The sequence below is a fragment of the Maritalea sp. YIW29 genome (assembly GCF_057219265.1).
The window spans coordinates 1-16,335 of record NZ_JBXVVF010000002.1 but is presented as its reverse complement, the minus strand read 5'-3'; the positions used below and the strand labels follow the sequence as shown (position 1 = coordinate 16,335).

General features: G+C 47.5%; 12 protein-coding genes and 1 tRNA gene. 11 read left to right on the top strand and 2 right to left on the bottom strand.

The window, feature by feature from the left end; genetic code table 11:
• Window positions 1-20: 20 nt before the first annotated feature.
• From AC2D8L_RS09160 to AC2D8L_RS09125, 8 genes are all read left to right on the top strand, one after another.
• Window positions 21-1,451, top strand: coding sequence for a dihydrolipoyl dehydrogenase family protein (locus AC2D8L_RS09160; RefSeq protein WP_484685180.1), 1,431 nt, complete (start codon window positions 21-23; stop codon window positions 1,449-1,451).
• A 24-nt stretch (window positions 1,452-1,475) separates the two neighbouring features.
• On the top strand, window positions 1,476-2,903 hold the full coding sequence (locus tag AC2D8L_RS09155; RefSeq protein WP_484685179.1) for an ATP-binding protein: 1,428 nt from the start codon (window positions 1,476-1,478) through the stop codon (window positions 2,901-2,903).
• Between the two features lie 138 nt (window positions 2,904-3,041).
• Window positions 3,042-3,118, top strand: a tRNA-Arg gene (locus AC2D8L_RS09150).
• 897 nt (window positions 3,119-4,015) lie between these two features.
• Entirely contained in the window at window positions 4,016-5,608 is a 1,593-nt protein-coding gene (locus tag AC2D8L_RS09145) for a tetratricopeptide repeat-containing sulfotransferase family protein (protein WP_484685178.1), read from the top strand.
• A 16-nt stretch (window positions 5,609-5,624) separates the two neighbouring features.
• Window positions 5,625-6,314: a 2OG-Fe(II) oxygenase family protein gene (locus AC2D8L_RS09140; RefSeq protein WP_484685177.1), complete on the top strand. Its 690-nt coding sequence runs from the start codon at window positions 5,625-5,627 to the stop codon at window positions 6,312-6,314.
• A 47-nt stretch (window positions 6,315-6,361) separates the two neighbouring features.
• Complete coding sequence (locus AC2D8L_RS09135; protein WP_484685176.1) at window positions 6,362-7,399, top strand: hypothetical protein; 1,038 nt, start codon at window positions 6,362-6,364, stop codon at window positions 7,397-7,399.
• Between the two features lie 137 nt (window positions 7,400-7,536).
• Window positions 7,537-8,838 carry a hypothetical protein gene (locus AC2D8L_RS09130; RefSeq protein ID WP_484685175.1) on the top strand — a complete coding sequence of 434 codons (1,302 nt, stop codon included), beginning with the start codon at window positions 7,537-7,539 and terminating at the stop codon, window positions 8,836-8,838.
• 32 nt (window positions 8,839-8,870) lie between these two features.
• A complete protein-coding gene (locus AC2D8L_RS09125) occupies window positions 8,871-9,644 on the top strand; it encodes an adenylyl-sulfate kinase (protein ID WP_484685174.1) in 774 nt (257 codons plus the stop codon).
• A gap of 163 nt (window positions 9,645-9,807) precedes the next feature.
• On the opposite strand, the gene AC2D8L_RS09120 is transcribed toward AC2D8L_RS09125, so the two are convergent.
• Complete coding sequence (locus tag AC2D8L_RS09120; protein ID WP_484685173.1) at window positions 9,808-10,524, bottom strand: hypothetical protein; 717 nt, start codon at window positions 10,522-10,524, stop codon at window positions 9,808-9,810.
• Window positions 10,514-11,500, bottom strand: a complete 987-nt coding sequence (locus AC2D8L_RS09115) for a relaxase/mobilization nuclease domain-containing protein (protein ID WP_484685172.1) — start codon at window positions 11,498-11,500, stop codon at window positions 10,514-10,516. Before AC2D8L_RS09115 ends, AC2D8L_RS09120 begins: the two co-directional genes overlap by 11 nt.
• A 362-nt stretch (window positions 11,501-11,862) precedes the next feature.
• Between AC2D8L_RS09115 and AC2D8L_RS09110 the strand changes: the two genes are divergently transcribed.
• The 3 genes from AC2D8L_RS09110 to AC2D8L_RS09100 all read left to right on the top strand — a co-directional run.
• On the top strand, window positions 11,863-13,140 hold the full coding sequence (locus AC2D8L_RS09110) for a cation:proton antiporter (RefSeq protein WP_484685171.1): 1,278 nt from the start codon (window positions 11,863-11,865) through the stop codon (window positions 13,138-13,140).
• Window positions 13,133-14,743 carry a glutamate synthase-related protein gene (locus tag AC2D8L_RS09105; RefSeq protein WP_484685170.1) on the top strand — a complete coding sequence of 537 codons (1,611 nt, stop codon included), beginning with the start codon at window positions 13,133-13,135 and terminating at the stop codon, window positions 14,741-14,743. The genes AC2D8L_RS09110 and AC2D8L_RS09105 overlap by 8 nt, the downstream gene beginning before the upstream one ends.
• Window positions 14,744-14,931: 188 nt before the next feature.
• On the top strand, window positions 14,932-16,335 hold a 1,404-nt coding region (locus AC2D8L_RS09100; RefSeq protein WP_484685169.1), incomplete at its 3' end, for a HAMP domain-containing protein.

Here is a 16,335-nt window from a genome sequence, read left to right as displayed (position 1 = left end):
CTCAAAGGGCCAATACATAAATGAACGATTATTTGAAACCTGATTTATGTGTGATTGGTGGCGGCTCGGGTGGCCTGACGGTTGCAGCGGCCGCCGCACAATTAGGCGCTTCAGTTATCTTGATTGAACGCGACAAGATGGGCGGTGATTGTCTAAATACCGGTTGCGTCCCTTCAAAAGCGCTGATTGCTGCGGGCAAAAGGGCGCAAGCGATGCGCACAGCGCCTGAATTTGGTATTCAAGCGGAAGAGCCCAAAGTCAATTTTGGACGTGTTAATGATCACATTAAACAAGTCATTGCTGGTATTGCACCCAACGATTCCGTCGAGCGGTTTCGCGGGTTAGGCGTCAATGTCATTGAGGGGGAAGCGAGCTTCGTCGACAAAAAGACCGTGAAAGTTGGCGACGAGATGATCCGCGCGCGCAAATTTGTCATTGCGACGGGCTCCCGCCCGATGGTGCCACCAATTCCCGGCCTTTCGGATGTTCCTTTTTTAACAAATGAGACGATTTTTGAACAACGTCGCAAGCCGGCTGACCTGATTATCATTGGCGGCGGTCCAATTGGTATGGAGCTAGCTCAAGCCCACCAACGGCTTGGTTCCAACGTCACCGTGCTTGAAATGTTCGAACCGCTGAGCAAAGACGATAAGGAATTTACCGACATCACGTTGCGCCATATTCGGCGTGAAGGCGTGGACATTCGTTCCCGAACAAAAGTGCTCGAAGTCGCCAAAAAGGCAAAATCCGTTTCGATCAAAGTGGAGACGCCCGAAGGAGAAGTTGAGACGATTGTCGGCTCGCACCTGCTGGTAGCCGCAGGGCGCGTACCCAACATTGAAAAACTAAATCTTGGCGCTGCTGAAATCGAACATTCCAACAAAGGCATTAAGATCAATGATGGCCTTAAATCCTCCAACCGCCGCGTATATGCCATTGGGGATGTCGCTAGTGGACTGCAATTCACCCATGTAGCGGGTTATCAAGCAGGTCTTGTGGTCCGAAATGCACTGTTCGGTATGCCGGTAAAGCAAAACACCAACATCATTCCGTGGGCGACTTACACAGAGCCAACCATCGCCCAGGTTGGTATGAACGAAGAACAGGCGCGCGAAAAATTTGGCGACAATTTCAAGATTTTGCGTTGGAGCTTTGAAGAGAATGACCGGGCCAGAGCCGAAAAGCAAACTGACGGCTTGGTAAAAGTGCTGACCGATAAGTCGGGCAAGATTTTGGGTGCCGGCGCAGTTGGTCTACACGCAGATGAGTTGATCAATATGTATGCGTTCGCCATCGCCAACGGACACAAGGTTGGCGCGTTCACCAAAATGATCTCGCCTTATCCAACATTGTTCGAAGTAACCAAGCGCGTCAGTTATGAGTTTTATAAGGATAAATTGGACAACCCACTACTCAAAGGGCTGTTATCACTAAACCGTTTGTTTGGTTGATCAAAATCAGAATATAGTTGGCCCATGTCGAACACAGTCAATCCACAATATAGGCGCGTAATTTTTGGCCTTTCTGTCAAACTCATCGCGATGATTATCGCAATGATCATGATTGTTGAGGTGGTGATTTATCTACCATCCGTCGCAAATTTCCGCATTCGTTGGCTGGATGATCGTGTGCAGGTGGCAGGTGTCGCCGCGCGGGTAATCGAAACCGTGCCCGACGCCATGGATCTGACCCCTGATATGATCTCGAACCTGCTCAAATCAGCTCAGGCTGAAGCCCTGGTTGTTCGGATGGAGGGCAAGTCCCAGCTAATCGAACGCATGGATATGCCCATGCCCGTCGCGGTGACAAAAGCTGACACCCGGGAGCGGGGATCTTTAGAGCTGATAACGGGTGCCCTCGACGTTATATTTAACGGCGACGATAGAACTATGCGCATCATCGGTTCGCCCATCGACGCGCCCGATATTGTCGTCGAGGTTTTGATGAGCGAATCCAAGCTGCGTCAAGAGATGTTGACCTATTCGGGCAACATCTTCTGGCTCTCTTTGTTGGTCGCCATCGTTACAGCTGCTTCTATATTCTTTTTTCTAAATCGGCTGCTGGTACGCCCCATCGGGCGAATGACCGCCAACATGATTGCTTTTCGGCAAACCCCGGAAAATGCCAACCTCATCATCATGCCTTCAAAACGCCGCGATGAAGTTGGCATTGCCGAGCGCGAATTGGCGATGATGGAAACAGACATCTTTTCAATGCTACGCCAAAAACAACATCTGGCAGATCTTGGGTTAGCGGTTGCCAAAATCAATCACGATCTGCGCAACACGCTAAGCGCTGCCCAACTTCTGTCCGATCAAGTGGCAACGTTGGAAGACCCGCAGGTTCAACGACTTGCGCCGCGCTTAGTGACGACATTGGACCGGGCGATTAATTTCGCCCAATCCGTGCTTGATTATGGACGCCAAAAAACTCTTCCACCCAAATTCATGCAGGCTGACCTCCGCCTTTTGATTGACGAATCGGCGATTGACGCCGGGGTGCGGTCGCATCCATCAATCGAGTTTGAGAATTTGGTCGAAGATGATTTGGTTATCAATGTCGATCCAGACCAAATCGCCCGTGTATTTATCAACATCATGAAAAATGCCCGTGAGGCTTTAGAAGTCTATGAAGCGCCAACGGGCGTCAAAACATTGACGGTCAAAGTACAAACCAGTGGCAAATTTTATCAAATTTTGATCAGCGATAACGGCCCCGGCCTGCCACCGCGCGCCAAAGACAACCTGTTCGTGGCATTTGATGGATCTGGAAAAGCCGGGGGCACCGGACTAGGACTGGTGATTGCTAAAGAAATCACCGAGGCCCATGGCGGAACGCTACGTCACTTGGATAGTGATCAAGGAACTGTTTTCTCGATTGAATTGCCGTCAAACTGTGCTTGAGCATCTATCACTAAGGTTTTGTACATCTAAAATGGCAGAAAAATAAAAAAGAACTAAATGAGGTACTTGCATTCCAAATCAGCCCGGTATATGCCTTTGCCACACTGATGAGGGTAGACACTACCCACCGTCGAAAATGCACCGGTAGCTCAGCTGGATAGAGTACTTGACTACGAATCAAGGGGTCGGGAGTTCGAATCTTCCCCGGTGCACCATTTCAACATTTGACGTTGGAATTTGACCTAACATCCTGAACGGTAAGGATGTTTTTGGTGTTCGATAACCTTCTTTTCTGCAATAGGCTAAATGCTCCGAAAACGCCAATCCAAGCACCGTGCGTTGCAAGTGCTGTTGGCTTGATTCCCAGAGTTTGTAGGGGTTTGCAAGAAAATTGAGAGCGTGTTCGATAAAATCCTCAAACCTGCCTTTTGGAATGGCGCTATTGCGTAACCTTTCCTGCGCGCTACACAAACGATCGCATGCCTTACCAGAGTTCGCCAAGTCTCGTATACGCTAGGCTGGTTGAAGTGTGGGGGAGCCAACCTCGTTGAGGAAGCTCCTCTTATGAACATTGCGCTCTTGGTGATGTGCGTACTAAGAAATTTACAGTAGACAATTCTTCCGTCTAGTGGCAATCTTCGAGCGTGCTAACTTATTTTAGTACGCTAAAGTTTTTTAGCGCAATTCATAATTTTGGGCCTGTTGCTCATAAAATTCATAAGACGGTTTCGGATTTCATACGAAGCGTCACAAATTATTGATAGGAAGAATAATGACAGTATTCTCTTCGCAACAACTCCGTAGTAAAATTGAGATGGCTGAGCCGGCATCAACCGAGCGTCCTTCTTTTAGTCCTGTTGAGATGGCCGAACCGGCATCAACCGAGCGTCCTTCTTTCTAGGCTCCTAGCCAACAAATAGAAATCGCAAACTACGCGCACACGGTGCAGCAGCGAGATGTTGTTGCTGCACCGCCGTTCTCCCGTCGTATATGTGAGTAGGCGGGTGAGCTAAGAATGACGATGCATACCTTAGAGTGCTTTTGGGTCCGTCTTTACGTTTGAGCGCTTGCATAACTGTGTTTTAAGGTGTGCCTATCCAAGGAATGGTTTATTGCGCATTAATAGAGAATTAGACGAAACACAGATTCAGTTAATCTGTGAATGCGAATGCGCTGAAACCCGGATTGAGCATTTCCGCAAAGTACTATCTCCAAACGCGCAGCATGTTGAACTACAGTACAAACTTGCAAAGGTATTGTTGCAACACGGCTACGTAAGTGCTGCAATTGCGCACCTTCATGCTGCAATTATGGAAAACGAGGCCGAACCTACGATATGGAGGACTCTTTCCATTGTGCTAGATAGGTGTGGTCGAGTTAGCGAAGCAATTCGAGCGCAATCCGAAGTCATCAAGCTACTTCCGGGTCGCAGCGAAGACTATATCACGCTCGCAAGAATGCATCTTCGAAACCAAAATGTAGATTCTGCGCTTACCGTATACAATAATCTCTCCAAAAATGTCCCAGGTTCATTGGACGCAAATCTTGGTAAGATAGAGTTGTTTATTGCCACGGGAGAAAGCCATAAAGCCCTCTCTGAGGTTGGCACTGTCCTTGGAAAGTTACCCACAAACGCGTATTGCCTAAGTGCGATCGCAGAGCTCGACCCACCACAAAACCAAACGTCATTGGTCGTCAAAGCCATGACCGATGCCTGGAATGACTTGCAGCAAAGCGTCCATGATCGCGCAACTCTAGGGTTTGCATTGGGCAGGGTATTTGAGAAACTTGGCGACTACGATCTAGCGATTAGCCATGTTAGGGCTGCAAATGAACTTTTGATAGAAGGCGAAGACTGCTCAAAACAAAAGGCCTGGGAAACCAAAATTGACAAGACTATTCTTCATTATTCTCCGCAGTTCTTTGAGGTCTCAGTTCCACGTTCCACTACTCAAGCCGTTCCAATATTTATCGTCGGGATGCCTCGTTCTGGCACCACCTTGCTAGAGCAGTTCATGTCGTTTCATTCCATGGTCTCGGCAGGCGGTGAACTTGCAGATATGCAGCAGCTGGAGGATGAGCTAACACGTCAAGAGACGCTCATTAGTTCGACGAAATCATCTGAGGGGCGGCCAAACCCAGTCGAAAGATATTCAAACATCGGAAATGAGTATTTAAGACGAGTAAAGGGTAGATTGCATTTTGATAGCTGTTTCACGGACAAATTACCGCACAATTTTGCGAATATTGGATTGATCAAGGCATCGCTGCCAAATGCGAAAATTCTCCATTGCCATCGCAACCCGATGGACAATTGCCTTTCCATTTTCAAGAACTATTTTTCGAGGTTTCACAGTTATTCGAAAACAGAAGATGGGATCGTATCCCACTATTTGCAATACCAAAAAATAATGGAACACTGGCACCGTGTCCTGCCTAATACAATCTTTGACGTTTCGTATGAAGACCTAGTTTTGAAACCAAAGGAAACTTTAGAGGAGGTGTTGAGTTTCTGCGGCCTTCCATTCGAGCCTATTCATGGGCGGCAGTCTAAGCAGCATAGACCCATCAATACTTTAAGTTCGATTCAAGTAAAAAAGCCCCTCACAAATTCATCAATTGAACTTTGGAAGAAATATGACGGACACCTGAGTGTTTTGTCTGTTCTCTCAAATATTTCAAAAACACACCAACTATTCAAATAAATTAAAGGGATACTCGATGTTACACAAATGGATAAATTCGCAGCATCTTTCAGCAAGTGCAATTGACGATTTTGGAAACACACTCAGAAATGCAAGTTTCCCACTGGTGCATATTCCTAAGTTTCTGATTCCCGAGCAAGCGGACACACTGAGCAACTTCTTAGAGTTCGACGCCACGTGGATGCCTACGCGACGGGATCTATTTGATAGGAGGAATGTCAGTATTGAAGAATGGGAAAATGCAAATTTCGAAGACAAGCTGTTGTCCGTCTCGAATATTGAACCGAATAAAATTGGTCGCCAGGGCAAAAACTTGGATGCTTTTTTGGCGATACTCGAAGCATTCAGGAGTGATCCAGCGATACATGACTGGTTCTCGGCGGTTTCTAAATTGGATCTCAAACAAAGTGCTAGTCTATCGGCAAAAGCAATGGAGGAGAGTGATTACTTAGCGCCTCATAATGACCGTGATGGAAGCCGAAGGATTACGTTCGTGTTGTATTTATCAAAAGATTGGCAAAAGGAATATGGCGGCGACTTTATGTACCGACAAAGCTCGGGGAACCAATGTAGGCTGCCTTGTGAATACAACAGTTTGACGATTTTTGATGTGACGTCGGACCAAATGCACTGGGTAGCGCCGATTACAAGCGCTGCCAACGGCAAGAAGAGATATACAATCAGCGGCTGGTTCCATGACGCGTAGGATTGATTTGCCCACACCCAATTCTATTATTGAACACTGGAACGAACATGATTAATGCTGCAAAGTTATTTAGCGATCCATCCATATTTGTCCAATCGATTAGTTGGGAAAGCAATGAAGTGGCATTGCTAGAAATGACGCGTGAAAACTACATGGAGTCAACATTTCTAGACAACCGCGCTTTAAGCAACAGTGAACCCAGCCAACTTGGCCTTCAAGAGATTTTAGGAGCTCATGCTTCTTTGCCAATAAAGGCAAGCGCGCTAAATCTGATATTCCATACCGCATTCTGTGGATCGACATTGCTTAGTCGTTGTTTAAGTGTCCCAGGCGAAAGCTTAGTTTACCGAGAGCCAATGTTACTTCATCAAATAGCGAATGCTAGTCGCGAACAACGTTATAACGGACAGCTTTATCCGGGCCTTGAAAAACAGCTAGATTTGGCAATTTCATTGCTCAGCCGGACCTATGTGCGATCGGAGCAGCCGATAATCAAACCTTCTGACTCGTGCATAAATTTAGCCCAAAAACTTCTGTCAAAACATGAAGAGTCCGCAGCGATTTTACTTTATGCTCCGCTTCGAACATTCACTACGTCAATGCTTAAACATCCCAAACGCCGCAGGTATGTGCGCAGGATGCTTACTAGGGCGATTATGGATTTGGAGGTTTTTGGAATTCGAATTCCAATAGATTCGGTTTCCAATGATGCAATTTGCGCTGCTGTCGTTTGGTCAGGATTAATGACTTACTATAGGGACCTTTTGATGGATGCCAATTTGAATGTAAGATCGCTAAACTCAAAAGAAATATTCGACCGCCCGAGATCAGTCTTAGCCGAAGCTTTTGAATTTTTTCATATGTCTGTTGCCGGTGAGATCATTGAAGAGATCATTGAAAACGGTGCTTACAGCCAACACTCAAAAAACACTTCCGCCAAATTTGACCACCAAAAGAAGATCTCGGAGAATGCCCAACTTGAACATCTATTGCAGACTGAAATTCGTGAAGCGGAACGCTGGGTTGAACAGCATTATCCAGAGGGCGCAAGTTTGACTTGCCTTCCGCGTCCACTAGTTGGTTAAGCAGCTCCGCGTGAATTCAAATCCTTTACTCACCGAGAAATCCTCAGCCTTTTGCATTTGGGCAATTGCAGAACTTGCACCGGTCAAGGTTTGCCGAATGTGTAGTTCCGCTGATAACACTTTAGGAGGCGAGTTGGATGACTGGATATAAAGCCATCATGGACGGCGGCCAATTGAGCAAAAACGCTATCTCGGCGAGTAACTCCAACGTGTTCATTCAGTTGTTTGCCGTCTTTTTTGTAGTTGTTGGACCAAGTGCTCAACTTTTCTATGCGGAGATTCTTGGATTTGACGCGGGGAGTTTTGTATTGCTCTCGAGTTTGCTGGTCTTCACCAATATTGTCGTTTTGCTTGGGCCCTACATAATATCCATATGGGGTTTTAACAAGGTGGTCCGAAAAGGCTACGTGTTGCGGCCCCTAATCGTAGCTATGTTCATCCCAACGGTGTTTCTCTTGAACGAGCCTGTATTACGATACAGCGCAATGTTTCTAATTGTTGGTCTGTGTCTGTTGAATCAATTGATTTCTACATTCGCTTGGTTTCCATTGGTCAGATCGATAGTTCACAAACGGCAGATGGGAATGTTCTTCGGCCGAACTCGACAAAGGGCTGGACTGGTAAAGAATTCAGTTTCTATCGGCATCATAGTATTGGCAATAGATGGAATATCGACGTCAGATTTTGTGATTGTGATTACGATAATGTGCGCCTTGTTGACGTATAGCGCTGTTGTAATCAGGCGATTATTATTAGATATTGGTGATAACGAAATTGCCAAAGAACTGGGGGATCCCCCAGGTGCGCGAGAATACATAAAAGCACTTGTTAGTGCGGAAAATAGGCCGTTTTTTGGTGCATTTTTTTCAGCAAGACTTCTTGGTGTTGCGTTGCTCCCGATTTTTTTGGTTGACAGAATTGGTCTTTCACCTGTTTTCATTTTGACGGCTTACATAGCTTTACAATCACTTGTGTCCTTGTGTTCCCCATTGATAGGCAGGTTAACTGACAAGCTCGGCGAACACCACTTGCTGCGAGCTATTTGTCTTCTGAACCTAGTCTTGATCCCGCCTCTCATTCTTGCGCTCGATGTTAGCTCTGACTTATCAAGTCTCCCTGTGTACATGTTGTCGTTTTCCTTAATTGCGATACAAACTCTCACAATTCAAACTGTCGCGTTGGTTACGTCTGTTGGTACATTCTCTCGAGGAATTGGAACGTCAGGGGTTGCGAGGTTCTGCGTTTCTACATGTATTTTTACTAGCGGCAATTTTCTCAAATTGGGAATTGGTGGCATTGCCCTGCTAATGCCTGCGCTACCTGTTTGGGATGGAATAGTTTTGGATGGATTTGTTGCTGTCTCTATTTTCATAGTAGTCCTTATTTGCTTGGCAAATTGGAGCCAGTTAGAGCGACTTCATTCAAAACCGATCGACTGATGATGTTACATAATTCAAATTAGGAACGCATAATGTCAAAAAAAATACTTATTATGGGCCTCCCGGGCGCCGGTAAGACAAGTTTAGCAAAAGAGCTATCCAAATTGATCGACGGAGTTGTATTCAACGCAGATCAAGTTCGGCAAAACATCAACGTTGATTTAGGTTTTTCACTTCAAGACCGAGTTGAACAAGCACGCAGGATGAGTTGGTTGTGCGACCGTGTTGTTGAAGCTCACACTTTTGCTGTTGCCGATTTCGTGTGTCCCACGATGTTGACACGAAAGTGTTTCAACGCAGATTTTACAATATGGGTGGATAGAATCAAAGAAAGTAGATTTAGCGACACAAACGCATTATTTGAGCCACCCACCACTTTCGATGTTCGTGTGACGTCTGAGGGGTCGCCGCGGTATTGGGCCGAAATGATAGCCGCTCTTTTGCTAAATAGGTTTGATCCACAATTGCCAACTGCGCTGTTTGTTGGGAGATTTCAGCCATTTCATGATGGACATTTGGCGTTGATTGAAGAAGGACTAAAACGAGTGGGGCAAGCGTGCATCGCAGTGCGAGATACACACAATATTGATGACGGGAATCCTTTTTCTTTTTCCGAGGTAAAACAGCGAATTGAACTTGGGTTGAAAAACTATAGGGGCCAATTTTCTGTCGTCTTAGTGCCTAACATTTCGCATATCTTCTATGGGCGAGATGTCGGATATGATCTGACCGAAATCAAATTGCCACATGAAATGCTTAACATATCAGCGACAAAACTAAGGAACGAAATTAAACTGGCTCCATGATTAAGCACTGGATGCGCCGCTAGGTTGATAATACCTGAGTCGATTGCTTTGTGTGTAGCAAGCGAAAGCAAATCGTCGGGCGGACAAACTATTTAGCGCAAGTTCGGTGGTCAATATAGGATCTAAGCGGACGTCGGAAATGCGAACAACTTCAACTGAAGTCCTATTTTTGTCTGCGCTCACGCCTTTGATTTAGAATTGGCGTGCTGGCTGTAAGTTGGCTTTGAATTTGCTCGCCAGGATATGAATTCAATTGCGTTGCTATGTCCCGATTGAGTTTTTTGAATGTAAGAGCATGATGGTGGCGCTCCTGTCGGATTTCATGCCGAAGAATGCGGCGCTCAGATAGTTGCTGTTCGATTAGCTTCTGCATTTCATTGATTGCATGAGATTTAGCGTTACGCGCTTCCTCTTCGATTTGCTTTTTGATTTTCGCGTACTTGCCAGTAATGCGGATCCATAGCGCCTTAATGCCTTTAGGCAGTTGCGAAGTTTTCTGTGTGGTTTGTCTAATTCGTATCTTTTCCTGCTGAACTTCCAGATTGCTGCGCTCTAGTTTATGAAGTTGTGTCAAGCTTTTGCGTTTTTCAAGCAGGGCTGATGCGTCCCTTTGATAGCGATTGATTTCTTCATTGGCATATTGACGTAGCTTGTCTGTAAATTTTTTAGCCAATTCCTGGTTGGTTTCATCAATGGACGGCAAATGCTCTGGATCACCAAGTTTGGCTCTTACTTCTTTGGTTCTAAGTCCTATCCATTTTGAGATGGCATAAACTTCACCGCGCCAGTCAACGGCGACAAAGCCGCGCCTGTCACCCTTTGCCAGATAATAACCCCGCTCTTCCATAGCATGGGCAAAAGTGCTGACATTATCGGACACGAACAACAATCCTGAAACGTTTGTTTAATGGCCTTTGGATTGGCTTTGGCGCGTTTGGCTTGTTGATACTCTTCATATGAGTAATTGAAGGGTCTTGTTCTTCAATATTCAACAGGCCGCGCGGCATTTGCCAATTTTGCTCCAGATATAGTTCCCGCGAAATATCCCGCAATTTGAGCTTGTAGTGCGAAATGTTGATGGCCTTCATCGCTTTCCCATCAATGCGTGACCAAACGCAGTGGGCATGACGCCGACCTTCCTTCTCGTGAAACACCAGTACAAATGGCTGGCCTGTTAAGCCCAGCTTGTTTTCAATGTCGGCAATAGCCTTTTCAAAAACTGCGATTGGCACTTTTTCATTTTCAGGCGGACTAAGGCTGAGGGAGAACATAAAGTTTTTGCACTTGGTTCCTCGACTAACCGCGTATGCTTCTGAGAGTGCACCCGCAACACTGTCCGAAACGAAACCTCGTATATGGCGTAAAATAACATGTTCATTGTCGTCTGCATTTTCGAGATGGCGTGCTAATTGAATGGCGCCGCCGCCTACACCAAGAGCTTTCACCAAATCCTCACGCATTGCCTTGACGTGTTGGCATGCTTCACTCAGGCGTTCATCTGTTTGCACGTCCAACAGCAATGAGCCGCAATTGGCTTCATAGGCAATTTGATTGAGGTTATTGGCTATCCGTGTTTGTCCAAGTGCAGAAAGGACACGGCCTAATGCTTGCTGATCTTTGATCGGCACACGCCTTCTGACTTTTCGCGGTGCGGCGTTTTCACCAAACAGGCAATGCCGGACATAAGCACTTACCGACATGCCAGCAGACATATGCTTTAGCTGAGCCATTTCCGCTTCAGTGACACGCAATCCGACAAACGGTGTATTTGCTGTTTTCTTACGTGGAGCAGATACCGCATTTGAAAACTGCCCATCAATCGCTTCGACATTTGATATCCCGTTTGCATTCCTCATAGCGATGGCCCCCGATGCAGCTTTCGGGAATGAGTTCGTTGGCGCTCACCTGGCTCTAGGGATAAATTGACTAGCTCAAAGTGTTCTGCCTTGAGATAGCTATTCCACTCCTCTAAGGTTTCCAAGATGGTCTTCGAGGATTTTCCTTCCCGGTGCACCATTTCCTTCTTTTCCAAACATCTGTCATACACCCGTCGTGAAGCTAACTTTGGTTGATTTCCCGTATTCGGCTGCCGCCGCGTCGGTTAGCTCGTTGCCTTTCCCCGTCGTCACAATGTTTTGAAATGCCCGATGCAGATGTTGGGGCATAAACATTAGGCATAAACATAATCTCGCAGTATGAATAAGGGTAGGGAGGGGCGATGATTGGTTTTTTGGCGATTTGCGCTGTTACTGTGCTTTATGCGCTTTACGCGAAGCGACTGTCTTCTACGGTCGTCACGGCGCCGATTGTTTTCATATTTGCGGGCACCATCTTTTCGCTGTTCGGCCTAGTTCCGCTAGAATTGGGGGAAACGCTTTTGCACCCAATCGCCGAAATTGCCCTCGTTGTTTTGCTGTTTTTGGACGCGGCTCAAACTGACCTAGCGGCGTTGCGAAAAAAGCACATTTGGCCGGTTCGCATGTTGGCCATCGGTCTACCTCTTTCAATTCTTCTTGGTACTCTAGCCGGATTTATCTTTCTGCCGGGCTGGCCTTTGGTTGCCCTTGCACTCGTCGCGTCAATCATGGCACCCACTGACGCTGCGTTGGGTCAAGCGGTTGTCACCAACCCGGAAGTGCCCATAAGGCCGCGCCGAGCTCTAACGGTTGAAAGCGGGTTAAATGATGGGCTGGCACTCCCCGCGGTTCTTTTGTTCGCCGCTTTATCGACCACAATACCGGATGCAGGTGAGATGAATTGGGTCACATTTACGCTGATGCAGCTTCTATTAGGCCCGCTTGTCGGGGCCATTGTCGGGTTTGTTGGTGGCACCGCATTTGTGCGTGCAAAACAGTTGGGAACAAGTTCGGATACCTTTGAAGGTGTCGGTGTGTTGGCACTGGCAGGTGCTTCATATCTTGCCGCCATTGCGGTGAGCGGCAATGGATTTATCGCCGCCTTTGTCGCCGGCCTTGCCTTTGGCAACCGCGTAAAGACATCCTGCAAATTTGTATTTGAGTTTACCGAAAGCGAAGGGCAGCTTTTGACTTGGGCTGCGTTCTTTTTGCTCGGCGTGGCGTTAGTGCCCGAAGCGATCGCCCACCTAACATCCCCTATGTTTGGCCTGATCATGGCCAGTTTGCTTATTGTACGGCCATTGGCGATTTGGATATCGCTGATCGGCACGGAGGCATCGCCAATCACGAGGCTGTTTTTTGGATGGTTTGGACCAAGAGGGCTTGCAACAGCATTGTTTGCGCTGCTCGTTCTAAAACATGTGCCGCACGCGCTGGGGGATGATGTTCTGCATCTGGCCATAAACACAGTTTGGATAAGCGCTGTTTTGCATGGCGTCACGGCGGCGCCAGCGGCGCGGTGGTATGGCCAAAAGATCAGCAAAATGGGGACATGTGCGGAGACCCAGCCTATCAATCATTCTGCAAAATCGATTTCTACTAACTTTGATTATAACGTGGGAGACAAAGCCGATGAATAAAGTGCCTGTGATCAAATTAAGTGATCTTGCTGATCGCAAACCTGAATATGCGCTTGTTGGCGAGGTCGACCTCGTTGTGGTGCGCTTTGATGAAAAGGTCTCCGTGTTCTACGGCAGATGTCTCCACCGTGGCGCTTTGATGGCCGATGGTTTTGTGCGTGGCGACGATTTGATCTGCGGTGTGCACAACTGGGACTATCGACTGGATAGTGGCGTTTCTGCATATGCCAATGACGAGAAATTACCGAAATTCAGTTCCTGGATTGAGGGCGATAATGTTCTTGTTGATCAGGACGAGATTGAAGCATGGGGACACGCAAACCCTCAACCCTTCAACCGCGACGCGTATCTCGGTCTTTATGCCGACCCAAGCCATGGGGACAGTGCAGAGCCATACAATAACCTGATCCAGAGCTATGCGAAAAACGGCCTAACCAGGACCGGACATCATGGCATTGTCGAATCTATGGGGGTCCCAAGAGGGGAGTTGCCTGATTGGGACGACATTCAAATTCTAACCGCGCAGCTGGCCAAACCACCTTTGCTAGATGAAGACAAGGTGGGCACCAATATTGTCATTGGCCCGAACGCCAAAAAACCACTTCATCTTGATATCCCGCTGTTCGTTTCAGACATGAGTTTTGGTGCCTTGTCGGAAACCGCAAAAGTCTCGTTGGCAAGAGGCGCAGAATTGGCGGGCGCAGGCATATGTTCAGGCGAAGGGGGCATGTTGCCCGAAGAGCAATCGGAAAATAGCCGCTACTTTTATGAACTAGCGTCTGGGCGATTTGGGTTTAGCTGGGATAAGTTAGATCGCGTGCAAGCTTTTCATTTCAAAGGCGGGCAGGGCGCAAAAACGGGCACCGGGGGGCACCTGCCGGGCAACAAAGTGCAAGGCAAAATCGCCCAAGTGCGCGAACTTGAACCCGGCACATCCGCAATTTCACCACCGCGTTTCCCCGAATGGACAGACATTTCCCAAATAAAAGAATTCGCAGACGACGTGCGGGACAAGACCGGAGGCATTCCAATCGGATACAAACTCTCCGCGCAGCATATTGAAGCAGATATTGACGCGGCGTTAGCTGTCGGCGTTGATTATGTCATTTTGGATGGCAGGGGCGGCGGCACCGGCGCTGCGCCGGTCATCTTCCGTGATAATATCTCTGTGCCTACAATCCCAGCCTTAGCACGCGCGCGTCGGCATTTGGACAAATTGGGCCGTTCGGACGTAACTTTGGTGATTACTGGCGGTTTGCGAAAACCTGCGGATTTTATCAAAGCACTTGCCCTTGGGGCCGACGCCATCGCTGTTTCAAATGCGGCGATGCAAGCCATCGGCTGTTTGGCCATGCGGGCTTGCCACACCAATAATTGCCCTGTGGGCATCGCAACGCAAAAACCACATCTTGTGAACCGGCTGGTGGTGGAAAAGTCAGCACAACAATTGGCAAACTTTTTCAGTGCCAGTGTTGAATTGATGCAAGTTATGGCTAGAGCCTGCGGGCATACCCATTTGTCCCAGTTCAATCACAATGATCTAACAACATGGAAAAAAGACATGGCTGCAATTTCGGGTGTAAATTTTGGTGGTGTTGGGTAGATTGTGAGTGATGTTAGGCCTGGGCTAGCCAAAAATTAGATGTACACACGTCTTTGGCTGAAAGCATCTATATGGAATTACTTGACTATTCTGTCGCGCCGATAAAACCAATTAGTTGCAATGGTATGTAACCAATTAGAAACCAATTAACGTTAACATCACGGGCAATATGTTGAGGAGTGTCCGGCATGAAGTTCTTGCGTGCGTTGCGTTTTAAACCCAGTTTTTCCATTTTGAGGTCTCTCAAAATATCGACAAGAATTGCCGCAAATTCGGTGCTTGGCGCATTGCTAATTGCCGCGGTTGGCGTGATGTTTGTTCTCTCAGAACAGCAGAAGACAGCTGAAATCGAAACGGAACGGCATTTCGCCAAAGTCCAACAGCTCGCCCAAGCCGTTGGCCGGAGTAACTTGGCTGTTCGTCAGTTCGAGAAAGACTTCATCCTTCGCGATGACCCTGCTATTGCAGACCAACAACGTGCTGAAAGTGAGAACGCAGCGGCTTTGCTAGATGTTCTTTCAGAGCAGGTTGAAGGCAGTTCGATCGCCGAAAACATTGACCGTCTTAAGGTACAGCTTGCTGAATATCGTAGTCTTTTCGATGTTTTGGTTGAAGCAAACGTTGAGATTTCGCCAAAAGCTGAAAGCGGTTTCTATTTCGAATTTACGCAGGCAGACAAAGAAGTCGCCAAGAAAATCAAGCCCTTCAAATCGAACCTCGTAAACCTTGAATATACTAGAATGCGCCTGGCCGAGCGAAACTTTGTCCTTGAAGGTGGCGACAGAAACATTCTGGGTGTCGATAAACAGATCAAGAAGGTGTTGCGTGCAGCACAAAAAGAAAATGTCGATCCGATGGATCGAATTGCCCTTGCAGAATTGATCGATACCTACAACGTGGCTTTTGATGAATATGCAGGCGCGAAATCTAGATATACAGACATTCAAGCCCAGCTCGATGAACTCTATCAGGGCATGGCCAACGAACTTCTAGTTGTTATTGCTGATGCAGATATCAAAGGTTCGCAAGCAAGAGAAAGCTTGGAGGGTGTTACAGAAAACGCCCGCATGTTCATTTTGGCAGTAATCGGTGCGGCATTGTTATTGACGCTGATGGCGAACTTTGCAATCGGCTGGACCATCGTTCAACCATTGAAGAAGATCACATCAGTGATGCGGACATTGGCAAGCGGCGAGCTTTCAACCGAAGTCCCCTTCACCAACCGCACGAACGAGCTTGGCGAAATGGCCCGTGCGGTTGAAGTGTTCCGGGAGAACGGTCTTCGGGTCAATCAAATGACCGAGGAAGAAAAGATCGCCGAGCGTGAGCGGACATCTGAACGCGCCAAGATGATGCAAGATTTGCAGCAGGCGTTTGGTGCAGTGGTGGACGCTGCGGTGGCGGGTGACTTTAGTCGCCGGGTGGAAGCCCAGTTCCCAGATGAGGAACTCAACCGTTTGGCCCATGGGGTGAACGAGTTGGTGGAAACGGTCGACCGCGGTGTCACCGAAACCGGTGAGGTACTTTCAGCTCTTGCCAATACCGACCTCACCCAGCGGATGGAAGGGGACTATCAAGGCTCGTTCCTCCAG